The sequence below is a fragment of the Rugosimonospora africana genome (assembly GCF_016862975.1).
In the GTDB taxonomy this organism is placed as follows: Bacteria; Actinomycetota; Actinomycetes; order Mycobacteriales; family Micromonosporaceae; genus Rugosimonospora; species Rugosimonospora africana.
Genome location: NZ_BONZ01000114.1, coordinates 14,482 through 28,933, shown reverse-complemented (window position 1 = coordinate 28,933; position 14,452 = coordinate 14,482). Strand labels below are relative to the sequence as shown.

Annotated in this window: 13 protein-coding genes; 5 read left to right on the top strand and 8 right to left on the bottom strand. The window is 71.3% G+C overall.

Annotation, left to right across the window (positions count from 1 at the left end; genetic code table 11):
* Positions 1 to 268: GMC oxidoreductase (locus Raf01_RS50310; RefSeq protein WP_373319769.1), on the bottom strand; the 268-nt coding region annotated here is incomplete at its 3' end.
* Positions 269 to 736: 468 nt separating this feature from the next.
* On the opposite strand from Raf01_RS50310, the gene Raf01_RS45770 reads away from it, so the two are divergent.
* Both Raf01_RS45770 and Raf01_RS45765 read left to right on the top strand, forming a co-directional pair.
* On the top strand, positions 737 to 1,798 hold the full coding sequence (locus Raf01_RS45770; protein ID WP_203924452.1) for a ParB/RepB/Spo0J family partition protein: 1,062 nt from the start codon (positions 737 to 739) through the stop codon (positions 1,796 to 1,798).
* 128 nt (positions 1,799 to 1,926) lie between these two features.
* Positions 1,927 to 2,589 (top strand): LuxR C-terminal-related transcriptional regulator, encoded by a 663-nt coding sequence (locus Raf01_RS45765; RefSeq protein WP_203924451.1) that lies wholly within the window; start codon positions 1,927 to 1,929, stop codon positions 2,587 to 2,589.
* A gap of 18 nt (positions 2,590 to 2,607) precedes the next feature.
* Here the strand turns inward: Raf01_RS45765 and Raf01_RS45760 are convergent, their stop codons facing one another.
* Together Raf01_RS45760 and Raf01_RS45755 are read right to left on the bottom strand one after the other, a co-directional pair.
* Positions 2,608 to 4,308 (bottom strand): hypothetical protein, encoded by a 1,701-nt coding sequence (locus tag Raf01_RS45760; protein WP_203924450.1) that lies wholly within the window; start codon positions 4,306 to 4,308, stop codon positions 2,608 to 2,610.
* Positions 4,309 to 4,384: 76 nt separating this feature from the next.
* Positions 4,385 to 4,579 (bottom strand): type VII secretion protein EccB, encoded by a 195-nt coding sequence (locus tag Raf01_RS45755; protein WP_203924449.1) that lies wholly within the window; start codon positions 4,577 to 4,579, stop codon positions 4,385 to 4,387.
* 98 nt (positions 4,580 to 4,677) lie between these two features.
* Between Raf01_RS45755 and Raf01_RS45750 the strand changes: the two genes are divergently transcribed.
* Positions 4,678 to 5,823, top strand: coding sequence for a type VII secretion protein EccE (locus Raf01_RS45750; protein ID WP_203924448.1), 1,146 nt, complete (start codon positions 4,678 to 4,680; stop codon positions 5,821 to 5,823).
* 41 nt (positions 5,824 to 5,864) lie between these two features.
* Here Raf01_RS45750 and Raf01_RS45745 read toward each other — a convergent pair whose 3' ends face one another.
* The 5 genes from Raf01_RS45745 to Raf01_RS45725 are packed head-to-tail and all read right to left on the bottom strand — an operon-like array spanning position 5,865 to position 9,606.
* On the bottom strand, positions 5,865 to 6,191 hold the full coding sequence (locus Raf01_RS45745) for a hypothetical protein (protein WP_203924447.1): 327 nt from the start codon (positions 6,189 to 6,191) through the stop codon (positions 5,865 to 5,867).
* Between the two features lie 26 nt (positions 6,192 to 6,217).
* On the bottom strand, positions 6,218 to 7,588 hold the full coding sequence (gene eccD / locus Raf01_RS45740; protein WP_203924446.1) for a type VII secretion integral membrane protein EccD: 1,371 nt from the start codon (positions 7,586 to 7,588) through the stop codon (positions 6,218 to 6,220).
* Complete coding sequence (locus tag Raf01_RS45735; RefSeq protein ID WP_203924445.1) at positions 7,585 to 7,890, bottom strand: YbaB/EbfC family nucleoid-associated protein; 306 nt, start codon at positions 7,888 to 7,890, stop codon at positions 7,585 to 7,587. The genes eccD and Raf01_RS45735 overlap by 4 nt, the downstream gene beginning before the upstream one ends.
* Before the next feature lie 55 nt (positions 7,891 to 7,945).
* The gene (locus Raf01_RS45730; protein WP_203924444.1) at positions 7,946 to 8,983 is read right to left on the bottom strand and encodes a hypothetical protein; all 1,038 of its coding nucleotides are present in this window, start codon (positions 8,981 to 8,983) and stop codon (positions 7,946 to 7,948) included.
* The gene (locus Raf01_RS45725) at positions 8,983 to 9,606 is read right to left on the bottom strand and encodes a hypothetical protein (RefSeq protein WP_203924443.1); all 624 of its coding nucleotides are present in this window, start codon (positions 9,604 to 9,606) and stop codon (positions 8,983 to 8,985) included. Before Raf01_RS45725 ends, Raf01_RS45730 begins: the two co-directional genes overlap by 1 nt.
* A 161-nt stretch (positions 9,607 to 9,767) precedes the next feature.
* Here Raf01_RS45725 and eccCa point away from each other — a divergent pair, with 161 nt between their 5' ends.
* Positions 9,768 to 13,910 carry a type VII secretion protein EccCa gene (eccCa, locus tag Raf01_RS45720; RefSeq protein WP_203924442.1) on the top strand — a complete coding sequence of 1,381 codons (4,143 nt, stop codon included), beginning with the start codon at positions 9,768 to 9,770 and terminating at the stop codon, positions 13,908 to 13,910.
* 180 nt (positions 13,911 to 14,090) lie between these two features.
* Entirely contained in the window at positions 14,091 to 14,444 is a 354-nt protein-coding gene (locus Raf01_RS45715; protein WP_203924441.1) for a WXG100 family type VII secretion target, read from the top strand.
* Positions 14,445 to 14,452: the final 8 nt, after the last annotated feature.

Sequence of the window (14,452 nt, the reverse complement as noted above, 5' to 3'; positions counted from 1 at the left end):
CTACCGGCCAGAACACTAATACACACGCCAAAACACACCGAAGCCGAACCAGTTCAAACCCCTGTACCCGCAGCTCGGGATCGACGACCGACATGTCGTCGGTACCCATCTGGCAGGTACCGGTGGAAGTAGGTACGCGACGTGCGACCCAGATACTCGCGCAGCCCACCTCGTCCGTATCGACACCGGACAATATCTCCGAGCTGCGCCAGTCGGCCAGCGCGCCGGCCTGCCCCACCTCGCGAGCCACCCGCAACGCCGTGCGCATCCCTGCCAGATCCCGCTCGTCGCGTAGTAGCCCGGGTCGATCAGGGGCGCCGTTTCGGGATCGGCGCTGGCCAGCCGGACGGATCCGCGGCTGGTGGGGTTCAAGCAGCGCGAACGAGAGGGTGTACCCGCCGTCTGGAAGTGAGACGCCGCGGACGTCGAACGTGTCGTCGCGTACTGGGGGAATCGGCGGCGGTGCGCCGGCGGCTTCACGCCCTGGCCCGGGCGTCAGCGAGCGTCATGCTGTTCCCTGAATACATCCCGCAGCACCTGGATCCCTGGCTGACCAGCCAGCTCGCCACCGGCCACGACGCCGTCACCGCCGGCCGTCCGGGCGTGAGCGTCGCCGCGCCCAGCCAACGTTTGGTGCACCCCGAAACCCATCCGGACGCCCGCGCGCAACGAATCTTATCCGAGACGTCGGCGCAGACCGAGCCGTCGTGGCCATGGAAAGGGGTGCACCGGGAGCATGCCGGATCAAGCGAATGCCCTGGTCGTACGGGCGCCGGAACGCCGGCGCGAGGAACGTGCGCAACCGGGCCGGCTCGCCGCGGTCCCGGACCTGGCCGGCGGGAAGCGGAGCGGTCAATGGGTCCCGGTGCGGGCTCTGCGCGCCGGCGACTCGCCGCGACTGGCCGGCGAGAGCGCGGAGCATGCGCGGGTCCTGGCCGAGTCGGGCGCAGCGTTGCCACCCATCCTGGTGCATCGCGCGAGTATGCGGGTGATCGACGGGATGCACCGGCTGCTCGCCGCCGAACTGCGCGGCGACCAGACGATCGAGGTGGAGTTCTTCGACGGCCCTGACGACGATACCTTCGTCGCTGCGGTACGCGCCAACATCGCGCACGGCCTGCCGTTGACGCTGGAGGATCGGCAGGCCGCGGCCGCCCGCATCCTGGTGACCTATCCGCACTACTCGGACCGGTCGATCGCGCAGATCGCCGGGCTCGCCGCCGGTACCGTACGCGAGATCCGCCAGCGGAGCGCACCGGCGCGTGACGATGCGGGCGCGGCGCGGGTCGGTCTCGACGGCCGGGTACGTCCGTTGTGTAGCGCCGACACGAGGCGGCGGGCCCGAGACGCGATTGTGCAGCGCCCAGACGCGTCCCTGCGGGAAATCGCCCGTACCGTCGGGCTTTCTCCGACGACGGTGCGCGACGTACGTGACCGGATGCGGCGGGGCGAGGACCCCGTACCGGATCGCGCGCAGGCCGGGCGCGGACCGCGCGCGGACGGTGGCGGGGCGACGCCGCCGGATCCGGGCGCCAGCCGAAAGCGGCTGCTGGAGAATCTCGGCAAGGACCCCTCGCTGCGATTCACCGACTCGGGACGGTCGTTGCTGCGGGCGCTGTTTGCGCGGTGCGCCGGGCCACCCGATCTGCACCTGCTGAGGTCGCTCCCGCCGCACTGCGTGTACACGATCGCTTCGCTCGCCCGGGCCTGTGCCGAGGATTGGCTGCGCTTCGCCGAGGAGTTGCCGCAGCACGTCCGCTCGGCCGCGACGGGCACCGGCCCGCGGGCGCACCGGTGAGCGCCGCGATGCGTGCGGCGGTGAGAGTCCCGGTGAACGTCGCCTGGCCAACTGTCCAATCTGCGCGGTTGGCCGCCGCAGCCACCGTCGCGCCGCATTCGGGGCGCAACCATGCGAGGGAGGGCGTGTTGGTCGAGTCGCAGCCGGCGATGATCGACGTGCATGTGGTGGAGGACCATCCCGTCTACCGTGGCGCGCTAGTGAACGTCATCAACGCCACCGACGACATGCGGGTCGGGGTCGCGGTCGGGTCGGTTGAGGAGTTCGCCGGCTACCGGGCCAGGCCGGGCGGGATCGTGTCGCTGGACCTGAAACTGCCCGGCGCCAGCGACGCCGAGGCGGTCGCGGCCGTCACCGCGTTGGGTTTCCAGGTGCTCGTACTCTCGGCGTACGGCGGGCGGGCCGAGGTGCTCGGCGCGCTGGCGGCCGGCGCCCGCGGGTACCTGACCAAGGACGCTGACATCGACGATGTGCGCCTCGCCGTGCGGGTGGTGGCCGCGGGTGACCGGTACCTGTCGCCGACGCTCGCCGGTTACCTGCTGGACGCCCCGCGCCTACTCGCTTACGACAACCCGTTCCCGCTCTCCGAGCGCGAACGTCAGGTGCTCGCGCTGCTGGCCGACGGCGAGCGGGATCAGGACATCGCCAAGGCGTTGTCCATCTCGGTGCGCACGGTGCGTTCGCACCTGGACCGGATCCGGGAGAAGACCGGGCGGCGCAGGCGGCCGGAGTTGACCCGGCTCGCCATCGAGAAGGGGATCGTGCGCTACCGGGAGGACCTGCTGCTGTGAAGTCGTTGTCGCCTCCCGCTACTTGGCGGCGGCTGCCTTCGCCACGGCCTGCTTCTTCTGGTTGTAGCAGTCCACGATGATGTCCGGGTACGGACGCTTTTGAGTCTTGCTGATCGGTACATTGCCGCCGTTTTGTCGCTTCGCGGCCGCCTGGATCACGGCGTCGTCGGAGCGCAGCTTGCCGCTGTTGTACTGGGCCCGCGCGTCGGTCAGGTACTTCTGCAGGGCGGCGTCGGTCAGCGTGCGGTGGTCGGGGTCGGAGTAGGCGATGTCCTGGATCCGTTGCCCCACCGAACCGCTGCCCAGGTCAAGGTTGTTCACGCCCAGGCGCTGCCACCCGGCCAGGTCCTCGTACCGGAACTCCTGGAGAGTCTTTGTCGTGCCGGCATCGACCCGAAGGTCGCCCGCAGCGGTCAGGGTCTGCTGCAGCGCGGCCACCTGAGCCTGGTCGGCGGGCGTCAGCTTGGCCGGGTCGCGCGCCGCGGCGCCGGCCAGCAGCATGTTCTGCAGGTCGCCCTGGCTCAGCCCGGTGTTGCTGTGGTCCTGGACGAACTTGGCCGGGTTGGCGAGCAACGCCGACGCCGGTCCGGCGGCCTGCTGTGCCGCCTGGACCTTCGCGTTCAGCTTGGCCTGCGCCTGCTGTAGCACGGCGGTCTGCCGGGCGACCGCGGCCTGTGACGCGGCCGAGCCCGGCCGGCTCTGGCTCAGCTGCGTCGCCTGGGCGGTGAGCGTGCTGAGTGTCTTCTGCGCCTTGTCGCGGGCCGTTGTCGCGGCGGTCACCGCCTGGTCGGCGACCAGCGCCGCGGTGGTCGCGTGTTGCGCCGCCGCGATGTTGTTCATGTGGGTACGGGCGGCGGCCAGTTCCTGTGGGGTCAGTGGTGGGTTCGCCTGGTTGAGCAGGGCCCCGTTCTGTGGGTAGCCCAGGGTGGTGACAGCGTTGGCCATCGTCGTTTGGTTCCGGGTCGCCATGCTCGCCGGCGTACCGGCCACCGTGCGGAGCCTGGACTCGCGCGGTGCATTCAGCGTGGTGACCAGGTGGCCGTTCGCGTCCTTGGCGGTCTTCGTGCCCAACTCCTGCCGCTGCACGCAGTCGTAGAACCAGTCGTACATCTGCTGGAAGGCGGGCAGCGCCGGGCGGGCAGTCGTCGCCGGCTGCGCCGCCTTCGCCTGCTTAAGTTTGGCGGCCTCCTGGGCGAGCACGGTGCTCAGGCTCTGCTTGAGCTGGGTGGCCTGCTGGGCGTAGGCGGTGCCGAGCTGTTGCGCCTGCGCCTGCAGCTGTGGCACCGCGGCGGGCGGCACGGCGCGGCTGGCCGCGACCAGCTGGTTGCCCAGGCTGCCGAACGTGTTGGCCAGGTCGGTCAGCTGGCCTTGGATCTCCTGCTGCGACTGGGCAACCCGGTGCATGCTGTCGGCCTGCAGTTGCAGTCGGTGCGACGCGTCGGTGGCCCGGGACTGCAGGCCCTGTGCGGCCGTGCCGTACGCGGTGGCCGCCGGGCCCTGCCATGCCTCGGCGAGCACGCGGGACACATCGCCGACGCTGCCGGAGACCTGGGTGGAGCCGCTGGCTCCGGCCGCGTAGGTCTGCGCCGCCTGTCCGACGGTGGTGGGGTTACCGGTGCACTGCTGGATGATCGTGCTGAGCTGCTGCTGGTATGGAGTGAGCATGCCCAGCACGGTGCCGCTGGCGTCGACCAGCGCGGTACTCATGTCCGTGGCCATGCCCGCATGATAGGTCGCGCCGGCCGGGCGCCGGATCGTCAGAAGTGCCCATAAGCCCGGCCATCACCGTGACCGGTCAGTGGTGGCGCATCAGGCCGAGCACGCCGAGGCCGGCGATGACCAGGAACGTTACGGCCAGCCCGATCGTGTAGGAGAGCATGAGCCGGCGGCTGGGCGGCAACGGGTTGTTCGCGTCGCCGCTAACCAGTGCGGAGACCAGCCGGCGGCGGAGGAACTGGTACCCCTGGATCTGGTCCTTGACCGTCCACATTGGATCCCCCTGTGATCGGGTCGGCGGGTGCGTCATCGCGTGAGATGCCGGCCTCGACTGGGCTGCCGGTGCCGGTCCGACTCGGCTATGGTGCACGCGTGGCGAGCGCTCCAACAAGTCCTGGCCGATTCGCCGCGCGGATCGCCGTCGGCATCGCGGGACTCCAGGCGGCCGGGGCCTGCCTGCTGTTGTTGTCGGTCCCGCTGCCGGTCCGCGCCGCCCTCGCCGCGGTCATCGTGGTGGCGCTCGCGCTGGCGCTGCCGCGGCGGCAAGGGCGCACCCTGCCCGGCTGGCTGCTCGTCCGGGCACGGTTCCGCCTCCGCGTCGCGCGCTGGCGCGGGTACCGGCCGCGGTGGCCGATCGAGTTCGTGGTGCCCGGCGCGCGCACCCGTGGTCATGCCGACCGCGCGGGCAACCGGATCGGCCTGCTGGCCGACGGCGGCGGGTGGACCGCGATCCTACGGCTGGACCCGATCGCCGACGACGTGCTGTTCGGGCGACTGGGCGGCGTGATGGATGAGCTGGCCGCCACGGTGCAGCGCAGCGACTGCGACCTCGACGGGGTGCAGCTGATCGGCTGGTCGTTGAGCGCGCCGACGTGGACGGGCGGCGGCCCGCCCGGCAGCCACGGGCCGGCGGTCCGGCGGACGTTCTGGGTCGCGGCGCGGTTCGACGCGGCGCGGCATCCGGCCGCGGTGGCCGCCCGGGGCGGCGGGGAGGACGGGGCGATAAGGTCTGCCGCCACCGCCGCGCTGCGCCTCGCGACGTCCCTGCGCGCCCGGGGGCACGGGCTGCGCGTGCTCGACGCCACGGAGCTGGTCGCGGAGCTGGGTACGTCGCTCGGTCTGGCCCCACACCCACGCAGCACCCACGCAGCGCCGGTGGCCGACCCGATCCCCTGGCCGGTGGCCGAGGAAACCTGGCGGTGGTGGTCACTGGGTCCGCTGCACCACGCGTGTTTCCGGCCGCGGCGCCCGCCCCACCGGTCGGCCGGGCTGGTCTCATGGTTCGCGCTGCTGGCGCGTCCGCCGGCGGTCACCACCTGCGTGTCGGCGCTCTATGCGCCCGGCCGCGGACGGGCCGCGGTCGTGGTCCGGGTGGCTGTGCCCACCGGCGGCGGCCCGGACACGATCCGGGGGGCGCTGCGGCAGGCGTCCGCGGATCTGCCAGCCCGGCTGACCCCGCTGCACGGTGAGCACTTCTCCGGCGTCCGGGCCACCGTCCCCCTGGCGGCCCTGTTCTGACCGGCGGCGGTTCGTTCCCGCAGTCGGTCCACTATGGACGGCTACCGGGCCAGGACCGCGGTGATGTTGCCGGCGTGCGTGGAGTCGAGCTCCGCGTAGTTCTGGGCGCAGCAGGCCAGTCCGCTGCCGAGGTTGGTGGCCACGGTGGCGGCATAGCCGAGCGCGTCTGTCGACAGCTGCACGCTGTGCGCCAGCGCCTGCGCCAGTTCGTCGGACTCGGGTAGCTGGCCGAACGCCGCCGACGGCGGGGTCACCCCGACGTCGCCGCGTACCTGACCGAGGTCGTCGGAGAACATGTCGAGCTTCTTCGAAGCGTCGGACAGCTGCCCGGTCTGGGCCCGGAAGCCGTTGCCTGCGGTCTCACCCATGACTGTCGTCACCTCCTGTGCGATCGTCACCCGGCCAGGCCACGGGCCTTGGCGTAGAGGCCGAGCACGCCCGCGGCCAGCGGTACGAGACTCACCACCACCAGCACCTCAAGCACGTTCAGTAACCCGGCCCAGTACGGCGAGGGCTGTTGCAGGGGGGCCCGCACGCCGTAGGTCAGGCACACGACGGCGAGCAGCACCACCCCGGCGATCAGCAGCGGCCGCAGGTCCGGGGCGCCAATGACCAGTCCGGGCGTGACGAGCGCCAGGGCGCCGAAGCCGCCGGCGACAAACGCCGCCCGCTGCGCCGCGCTCGGGTACGCCCGGGCCCGCAGCAGCATCGCGAACCCGGACAGCGCGGCGAGCCCCCACGCCCACGCGCTGTGCGACCAAGACAGTACGAAGGCGGCGGCCACCACCATGGCGGCGACCGCCACCAGCAGGCCGCCGAGTGCCTGGGAAGCGTCGCGGGTGCGCGCCGCCACCTCGGGGCCGAGCGTCGGCGTCTCGTCCCGGCGGAACGCGGCCACGTCGACCGGCACGCGGGGCTGCGGCAGCCGGCCCAGCCGCAGCGCCGTCACGGGCAGCAACGGACTCGTCGCGAGCGCCACCGCGGAGATCACCGCCGCGACCGAGGCGGGCGGCGCACCGGTGCCGGCCGTGATGAGCGAAGCGACCAGGCCCACCACCGCCGCAACGGCCACCCCGATGAACCAGGCGAGCCGGGCGACCACCGCCGCGGCGGCGAGGATCAGGTACCCGGCGAGCACGGCGCACCCCATCGCGAGCGACGTCGCCCACATGGCGAACGGGTTGGCGCCGTCGGAGACGCCCAACCCGCTGCCGGCGAAGAACGCCGCCGGCACGCCGCCGAAGGCCAGTGCCGTACCCGCCCAGGTGTCGCCCGAACCGCGGGCCAGCAGTGCGGCCGCCGCCAGCAGGACGAGCGCCAACAGCCCATCGATGAGCGTGGTCATCGGCCACCGGGGGCGTACCGCGGCGACCAGCACCCCGATCCCTGCCAGCGCGATCGAACCGCCGGCCAGACCCACCGCGCGGGTCAGCGCCGGCCGCCACCGGCTCTGCGGCCGCGCGGCGGTACTGGCGATCGCGTCCACGACGTCGTCGAAGAGCAGCGGCGCCGGCCCCCCGCCGAGCGCGTTGAGGTAGAGCAGCTCGCCGTCGCGGATACCGGCGTCGGCCACGGTGGCCGACATGGTGAACGCCGCGCCGTCGAGCCGGCCGAGCGTCCATCCGGTACCGGCCCGCTCCCCCGCGGTCATCCGGACCAGGATGGGCACCAGCTCGGCGACGGTGCTCTGCTGGGGCAGCGAAACGTCGACGCGGGCGGTCGGCGCGACCACCGTGACCCGACGCACGGGCGCTGGCGCGGTCACTGGGCGACCTGCCTCTCGGCGAGGAACGGCGCGAACGCCTCCTGGGTTGCGAGTGCCAGTCGGTTCATCGCGTCGTTGACCGCCTCCACCACCAGCGCGCCGAGTGCCCTGGCGTCGTAGCGCGCCATCTGCCGCGGGTCGAAGGCGACGTCGACGAGCTGGCCGGAGCCGCGGAGCTTCGCGGTGACCACGCTGTTGCGGGACCGGCCGACGATTTCTTTGGTTTCCAATGCCCGCTGCGCCTCGGTGATGCGCCGTTGCTGTTCCTGCGCCTGCGCGAGGATGGCCTCAGTCGAGTCCATTGCCTTCTCCTGCTCGCCGTGAGTCCGTACGTGATTGACGCTGACCGATTGCCGATCACCGATCAATGTTGATGTTTCCCTTGATTCCCTGGCCGCCGACGTTGGCGTCCACGTTTATCTTCAGGTCCTTGTCCAGCTGGTCGTCCGGGACATCCACGGTGAGGTTGTACTTGCCGTCGCTGTTCTCGGTGATGTTGATGGTCAGGTGGTCGCCTGTGCCCGCGCTGCCCGCCACGGTGCCGCCCGCCGCGGTGCCCGAGCCCGCGGCCCCCCCGGGATTCTGCGCCACCAGGCCGGAGCTGTAGACCGTCGGGACGGCGGTCTGCTGCGCGTACGTGGGCGCGGCGAGGGGTCCCGATGCCATGGGGTCCGCCGCGGTCGTACCCGACGCGGCGGGGTAGGTGGTGGCGGGATTGGCCGTCACCGTCGGGTACGTGGGGTAGGTCGGGTAGCTCGGATAGGTCGCCGTGGTGGTGGTTGTCGGCGTCGTGGTGGTAGGCGTCGTGGTGGTGGTCGCGGCCGGGGCGAGCAGCTCGGCGACGGTTGTGGTCGTGCCGTTCGTCGACTGGGTGGACTGCTGCACCGCAGAGAGCACCTGCCCGATCGCCGACAGCACCTGCGCCACCACCGACATCCACGCGGTCACCTGCACGGCGGTCGCGGTACCCAGCGCCCGCGCGGCCCCCGCGGTGAACGGGTTGCACATCAGCGCGGCACACGCTGCATTGGCGGCCTTCACGAACTGGACGATGCGCGTCACGTCCTGCAGCAGCGTCGCCGCCGCCTGGATCTGCTGTGCCGCGCTGGTGCCCTGGCTGATCAGCGCGCCGAAGCAGCCGTCGAGCTGGCCCAGCGTCGAGGCCATGCTGGCGGTCGAGGTGCCGAGCGTCCACACCGCCTGCAGCTTCTTCGTCGAGTCCGAGAGGGACTTCTGCACGTTGTCCAGCTGCCCGAGGATCTGGCTCTGCTGCTGCGCGATCTGTGCGATCGCCTGCGGGTCGCAGCCGCCGATCTGCTGCGCCAGCAGCACGCTGATCTGGCGCCCGCTGCACACGTCGACCGCGACGCAGACAATCACTTCTGTCGGTGCCATCAGGCGTACCCCTCCGTCGCCGCGGTGGTGCCCATCGACCGGTACACCCGGGCCTCCGTACCGCTGAGGTGTTGCACCGGTTGGCCGTTGGCGTACAGGCGGCCGTCGGGCCCGACCGTCGCGGCGAAGTCCGCCGTGGTCACCAGGTCGCCGGGCCGGACCCGGACATCGGCCAGGTCGCCGCCGACGTAGACCTCGGCGATACCCGCACCCACCTGCTTGGACTGATCCTGCAGGTATGTGTGGATCGCGCTGGCGCCGAGCCCGCCGACGCGCAGATTCTGCAGTAGGCTGCCCGGCACGCCGAGGCCAGCGGAGACCGCGCTGATGCTCGTCGCACCGGACGCGTCGGCCTGCCGGTAGTTGTTCATCGCTGTCTGCATGTTCTGCGTGGCCTGGTTGAGCACCGTCCCGAGCGCCTGGTTGGCTTGCTGGAGCAGCTCGTGGGCGGCCACAGCGGCGGTGGCGGCCGGAACGCCGATCCCGCCGAAGGCCGAGACCGGCGGGGTAAGCCGACTCAACTGGCCGGAGAGCTTCCCGAACTCATCGATCTGGCTGTACATGTCGCGTACGACGCGGTCGACCTCGTCCGGGTCGACCTGGTAACGATTCACATCGGCCATCACACTGCTCCGCCCACCGTTGACCGGATGTCTCCAGGCGCAGGGTAGGCCGTGCACCCGGCCGGGCAGCAGGGGCAAAAGTACCTACGCGCGCGAGAAACCAGCCGCGACTAGCGTCGAGGTGACATGCCTGTCGAGGTGACGTGCCCTGGAGGCGACCGATGACCCTTCCCGCGTTCGGTGCACCGCCACCGAGCACAGCAGCGCCGTTCACGCCGCCACCCGCAGCGCCACCCCCGGCGGTGCCGGCTCCGGCGGTGCCGGGAGCTGCGCCGCCCGCGCTCGCCCCGCCGCCGTTCGCCCCGCCTCAGTACGCTCCGGCGCGGCTCGCCGAACCCTTCACCGCGGCGGACCCCGACAGCCTCGTCGTGCAGGCGCCGCCGTTGCAGCCCCGTGGCGGCGGCCAGGGCGGCGGCCAACAATTGCTCTACCTTCTGCTGCCGCTGCTCGGGGTGGGCAGCGTGGCCGCGCTGTACCTGGGGCGTGGCGGCCAGGGCGGCACGCTGACCTGGGTGGCCGCCGGTGTGTCCGGCATCGGCCTGCTGGTCACCGTGCTGACCTCGCTGACCCGCGGCGGATCTGCGAAAAAGGTTCAGATCAACGACGAGCGCCGCGACTACCTGCGCTACCTCGCCAGCCTGCGCAAGCAGGTACGCGACGTGGCGCAGCGGCAACTGGACCGGACGCGTGAGCGGTTGCCCGCCCCGGAGGACCTGTGGCTGTTGGCCGGTACCGACCGGATGTGGGGGCGGCGCCCGGGCGACGCCGAGTTCGGCCGGGTACGGCTTGCCACCGGTCCGCAGCTGCTGGCGAACCCGTTGCGGGTGGCCGACACCGCGCCACTGGAGAATCTCGACCCGCTCATGTCCATCTCGCTGCGGCACTTCATCCGGGCCTACGCGACGGTCGAGAACGTGCCGGTGGCGGTGTCTCTGCGCGCGTTCTCCCGGGTGGCGGTCGGCGGCGGGCGCGCCGACGTGCTGGCGGTGGCCAGGGCGGTGGTGGCCCAACTGGCGTCCTTCCACTCGCCGAGTACGCTGCGCATCGCCGGCTGCCTGTCCGCGCAGCGGCTGCCCGACTGGGACTGGCTCAAATGGTTGCCGCACGCCGCCGACGTTTCCCGGTCGGACCCGGCCGGTCCCGGTCGGCTGTGCGCCGCCACACTGACCGAGCTGGCCGGGCTGCTAGGCGACGACCTGGGTACCCGTCAGCCGTTCGTCAGGAACGCGCCGGCCGACCCCGCACGGCCGCACATCCTGGTCATCCTGGATGGTGCCGCCGGCGGCGCACACCCGTCGCTGGACCCTGCGCGGGGCAACGGTGGTGTTACCTTCCTGGACCTCGGGATCCCGCCGGTGCCGCCGAACGACAGCACCCTGCAACTGCGCATCGACGCCGGACGGTTAGGTCGGGTCGGTACCGACGGCGTCGGGTACCTCGGTGTGCCGGACCGGCTCGACCCGGCCTCGGCGGAGTTCGTGGCCCGCCAGCTGACCGCCCTCTACACCGCCGCACCGGTGCCGGCCGAGACCGCGTTCACCCGCGACCTGGGCCTGCCCGAACTACTCAACCTCGGCGACCCGCGGATGGTGGACACCGCGCTGACGTGGCGGTCCCGCTCGGCGCGCGACCGGCTGCGCATCCCGATCGGCGTCGACCCCAGCGGGCGCCCGGTCGAGCTGGACATCAAGGAGTCCGCGGAGAACGGCATGGGGCCGCACGGGCTCGTCGTCGGGGCCACCGGGTCGGGCAAGAGCGAGCTGTTGCGCACGCTCGTGATCGGCCTGGCGGTCACCCACTCCTCGGAGACGTTGAACTTCGCGCTGGTCGACTTCAAGGGCGGCGCGACCTTCGCCGGCATGGCCGGCCTGCCGCACGTGTCCGCGGTCATCACCAACCTCTCCGACGAGCTGAGCCTGGTGGACCGGATGGGCGACGCGCTGCGTGGTGAGATGGTGCGCCGGCAGGAGTTGTTGCGCGCGGCCGGAAACTACGCGTCGGTTCGCGACTACGAACGGGCCCGGCAGGAGGGTGCGCAGTTGCGTCCGTTGCCGTCGCTACTGGTGATCATCGATGAGTTCAGCGAGCTGCTGTCGAGCCGGCCGGAGCTGACCGACCTGTTCGTGATGATCGGCCGATTGGGTCGAAGCCTCGCCGTGCATCTGCTGTTCGCCTCGCAACGGCTGGAGGAGGGAAGGCTGCGCGGGCTGGACACCCAACTGAGCTACCGCATCGGCCTGCGCACGTTCTCCGCCTCGGAGAGCCGCACGGTGCTGGGGGTGCCCGACGCGTACCAGCTGCCCTCGATCCCCGGCTCCGGCTTCCTCAAGGTGGACACCAGCAACCTGATCCGCTTCAAGGGGGCCTACGTCTCGGGCCCGCTACCGAAGCAGTCCCGCACGACCGCGGCGGCCGGCACGGCCCGCAGCGGTACGACGCCGAGCGGTGAGGTGCCGCCGGGTCGGCAGCCGGTACCCTTCACCCTCGCCCCGATCGCCGTGCGGCAGCCACCGGTACCGGTGGGCCCGCCGGTCGCGGAACCGGACGACGAGGCACCATCGGGCAAGGACACCATCCTCGACGTGCTGGTCGAACGGCTGACCGGCCGCGGACCGGCGGCCTACCAGGTGTGGTTGCCGCCGCTGAACGAACCACCCAGCATCGACCAGCTCATGCCCGGCCTGACCGAGACCGGCGACCGCGGATACACATTGCCGGGATTCTCCGGCAACGGAAAGCTCTCCGCCGTGGTGGCCATTGTGGACAAACCGTTCGAGCAGCGCCGCGACCTGTTGTGGGCGGACCTGTCGGGTGCCGCCGGGCATGCGGTGGTCGTGGGTGCGCCACAGAGCGGCAAGAGCACCCTGCTGCGTACCTTCCTGGCCACCCTCGCACTGACCCACACGCCAGCCGAGGTACAGATGTTCCTGCTGGACTTCGGTGGTGGCGCGCTGTCCAGCCTGGCCGGCCTGCCGCACATCGGCGGCTGCGCCGGCCGGCTGGAGGCAGATAAGTGCCGGCGCATCGTCGCCGAGCTGGTCGGGCTGCTCGCCGAGCGGGAGCGGGCGTTCGCCACGCGCGGCATCGACTCGATGGCCGCGTTCCGCGCCGCACCGTTCCCGATGCCGGACGGGCGGGTCTTCGGCGACGTGTTCCTTGTCGTTGACGGGTGGATGACGCTGCGCCAGGAGTACGAGCCACTTGAGCAGGCCATCGGTGTGCTCGCCGCGCGTGGCCTCGGGTACGGCATCCACGTGGTGCTCTCTGCCAACCGGTGGCTGGAGGTACGCGCGGCCACGCGCGACCTCATCGGTACCCAGTTCGAGCTGCGGCTGGGCGACCCGTCCGACTCGGTCGTCGACCGGCGGGCGGCGGCGAACGTACCACAGGGCAAGCCGGGACGCGGCCTGACCGCCGACAAGCTCCAGTTCCTCACCGCGCTGCCACGGGTGGACGGCCAGCAGTCCACCCGCGACCTGGCCGCCGGGGTCGCGGACCTGGTGAAGCGGATCGATGGTGCGTGGTGCGGCCTCCGGGCGCCGCAGGTGCGTCTGTTGCCGGACCTGCTGCCCGCGGACGCGTTGCCTGCCCCGGCCGCCGGCGACCACCGGATCCCCATCGGCATCGCGGAGAACGATCTGTCCCCGGTGTTCCTCGACTTCAGTGCCGACCCGCACCTGGTCGCCTTCGGCGATGTCGAGTCCGGCAAGAGCAGCCTGTTGCGGTTGCTGACCCGCGCCATCATGGCATGCTACACGCCGCAGGAGGCGGTCATCTCCGTTGTGGACTATCGACGCAGCCTGCTCGGCGTGGTGACCAGCGAGCACCTGCTCGACTACTGCGGGTCGGAGGCCGTACTCACGCCGGTGGTGGCTCAGGTCGAAAAGGCCATGCGGCAGCGGCTGCCCGGGGCGGACGTCACGCCGGAACAGTTGCGCAACCGCAGTTGGTGGAAGGGGCCGGAGCTGTTCCTGTTGGTCGACGACTACGACCTGGTAGCCAGCTCGAGCGGCAACCCGCTGGCCCCGCTGGCCCAGTTCATCCCGCAGGCCCGCGACATCGGGCTGCACCTGATCATCGTGCGGCGGGTCAGTGGCGCGAGCCGGGCGATGTTCGAGCCGGTGCTGCAACGCATGCGCGACATCGCGACCCCCGGCGTGCAACTGTCCGGGCCGCGCGAGGAGGGGCCGCTGATCGGCGACATCAAGCCCAGCCCGCAGCCGCCCGGACGGGGGTACCTGATGACCCGGCGCTCGGGCGCGAACCTGGTGCAGCTGGGCTACCTGCCGCTCGACAACGCCTGACTCGTACCGGGGTAGGTAATACTGACAGCCGCAGACCGGTAGTTGTGCCACTGCTGGTCAGCTCGCGGGCTGGCTAGCCTTGGCACATCAAGCGATTCAGAAGACCCACGCGGCGCTTTCATCTGGACACGCCGCCCGCACTGACAGACCACAGGTGACGCACAGCGGAGGTGACGCGTCGTGACAACACCAGGCAAGTTCAACCTGTCGGAGGCCGCGCTCAAGAAGGCGCAGGACGACCTGGACCAGGCCGCGCAGCAGGTGCAACAGACGTTCAAGAACCTGGAGGAGGCCGTGCTCAACAACCCGTCAAAGGGGGACGCGTTCACGGCGGCCCAGCGGGTGGCGAGCGAGCTGACACAGCAGGCCAACAAGTTCAACCAGTACGCGAACCAGCTGGCCGAGAACGTCGGTATCAGCGCGAGGAACTACCAGAGCAACAGCGACTCCGGCGTGCAGTCGTTCGGGACGGTCTCCGGGAACGTGCAGAACCTGCAGACCTCCACGTTGAGCCGGCTGAGTCCGGGTGCCTGAGAGGAGCG

What these genes read in the sequence shown, in the direction of transcription:
- Raf01_RS45770 (WP_203924452.1), top strand. Translation starts at nt 737, where the DNA reads ATGCCGGATCAAGCGAATGCCCTGGTCGTACGGGCGCCGGAACGCCGG.
- Raf01_RS45760 (WP_203924450.1), bottom strand. Translation starts at nt 4,308, where the DNA reads ATGGCCACGGACATGAGTACCGCGCTGGTCGACGCCAGCGGCACCGTG.
- Raf01_RS45755 (WP_203924449.1), bottom strand. Translation starts at nt 4,579, where the DNA reads ATGTGGACGGTCAAGGACCAGATCCAGGGGTACCAGTTCCTCCGCCGC.
- Raf01_RS45745 (WP_203924447.1), bottom strand. Translation starts at nt 6,191, where the DNA reads ATGGGTGAGACCGCAGGCAACGGCTTCCGGGCCCAGACCGGGCAGCTG.
- Raf01_RS45735 (WP_203924445.1), bottom strand. Translation starts at nt 7,890, where the DNA reads ATGGACTCGACTGAGGCCATCCTCGCGCAGGCGCAGGAACAGCAACGG.
- Raf01_RS45730 (WP_203924444.1), bottom strand. Translation starts at nt 8,983, where the DNA reads ATGGCACCGACAGAAGTGATTGTCTGCGTCGCGGTCGACGTGTGCAGC.
- Raf01_RS45725 (WP_203924443.1), bottom strand. Translation starts at nt 9,606, where the DNA reads ATGGCCGATGTGAATCGTTACCAGGTCGACCCGGACGAGGTCGACCGC.
- eccCa (WP_203924442.1), top strand. Translation starts at nt 9,768, where the DNA reads ATGACCCTTCCCGCGTTCGGTGCACCGCCACCGAGCACAGCAGCGCCG.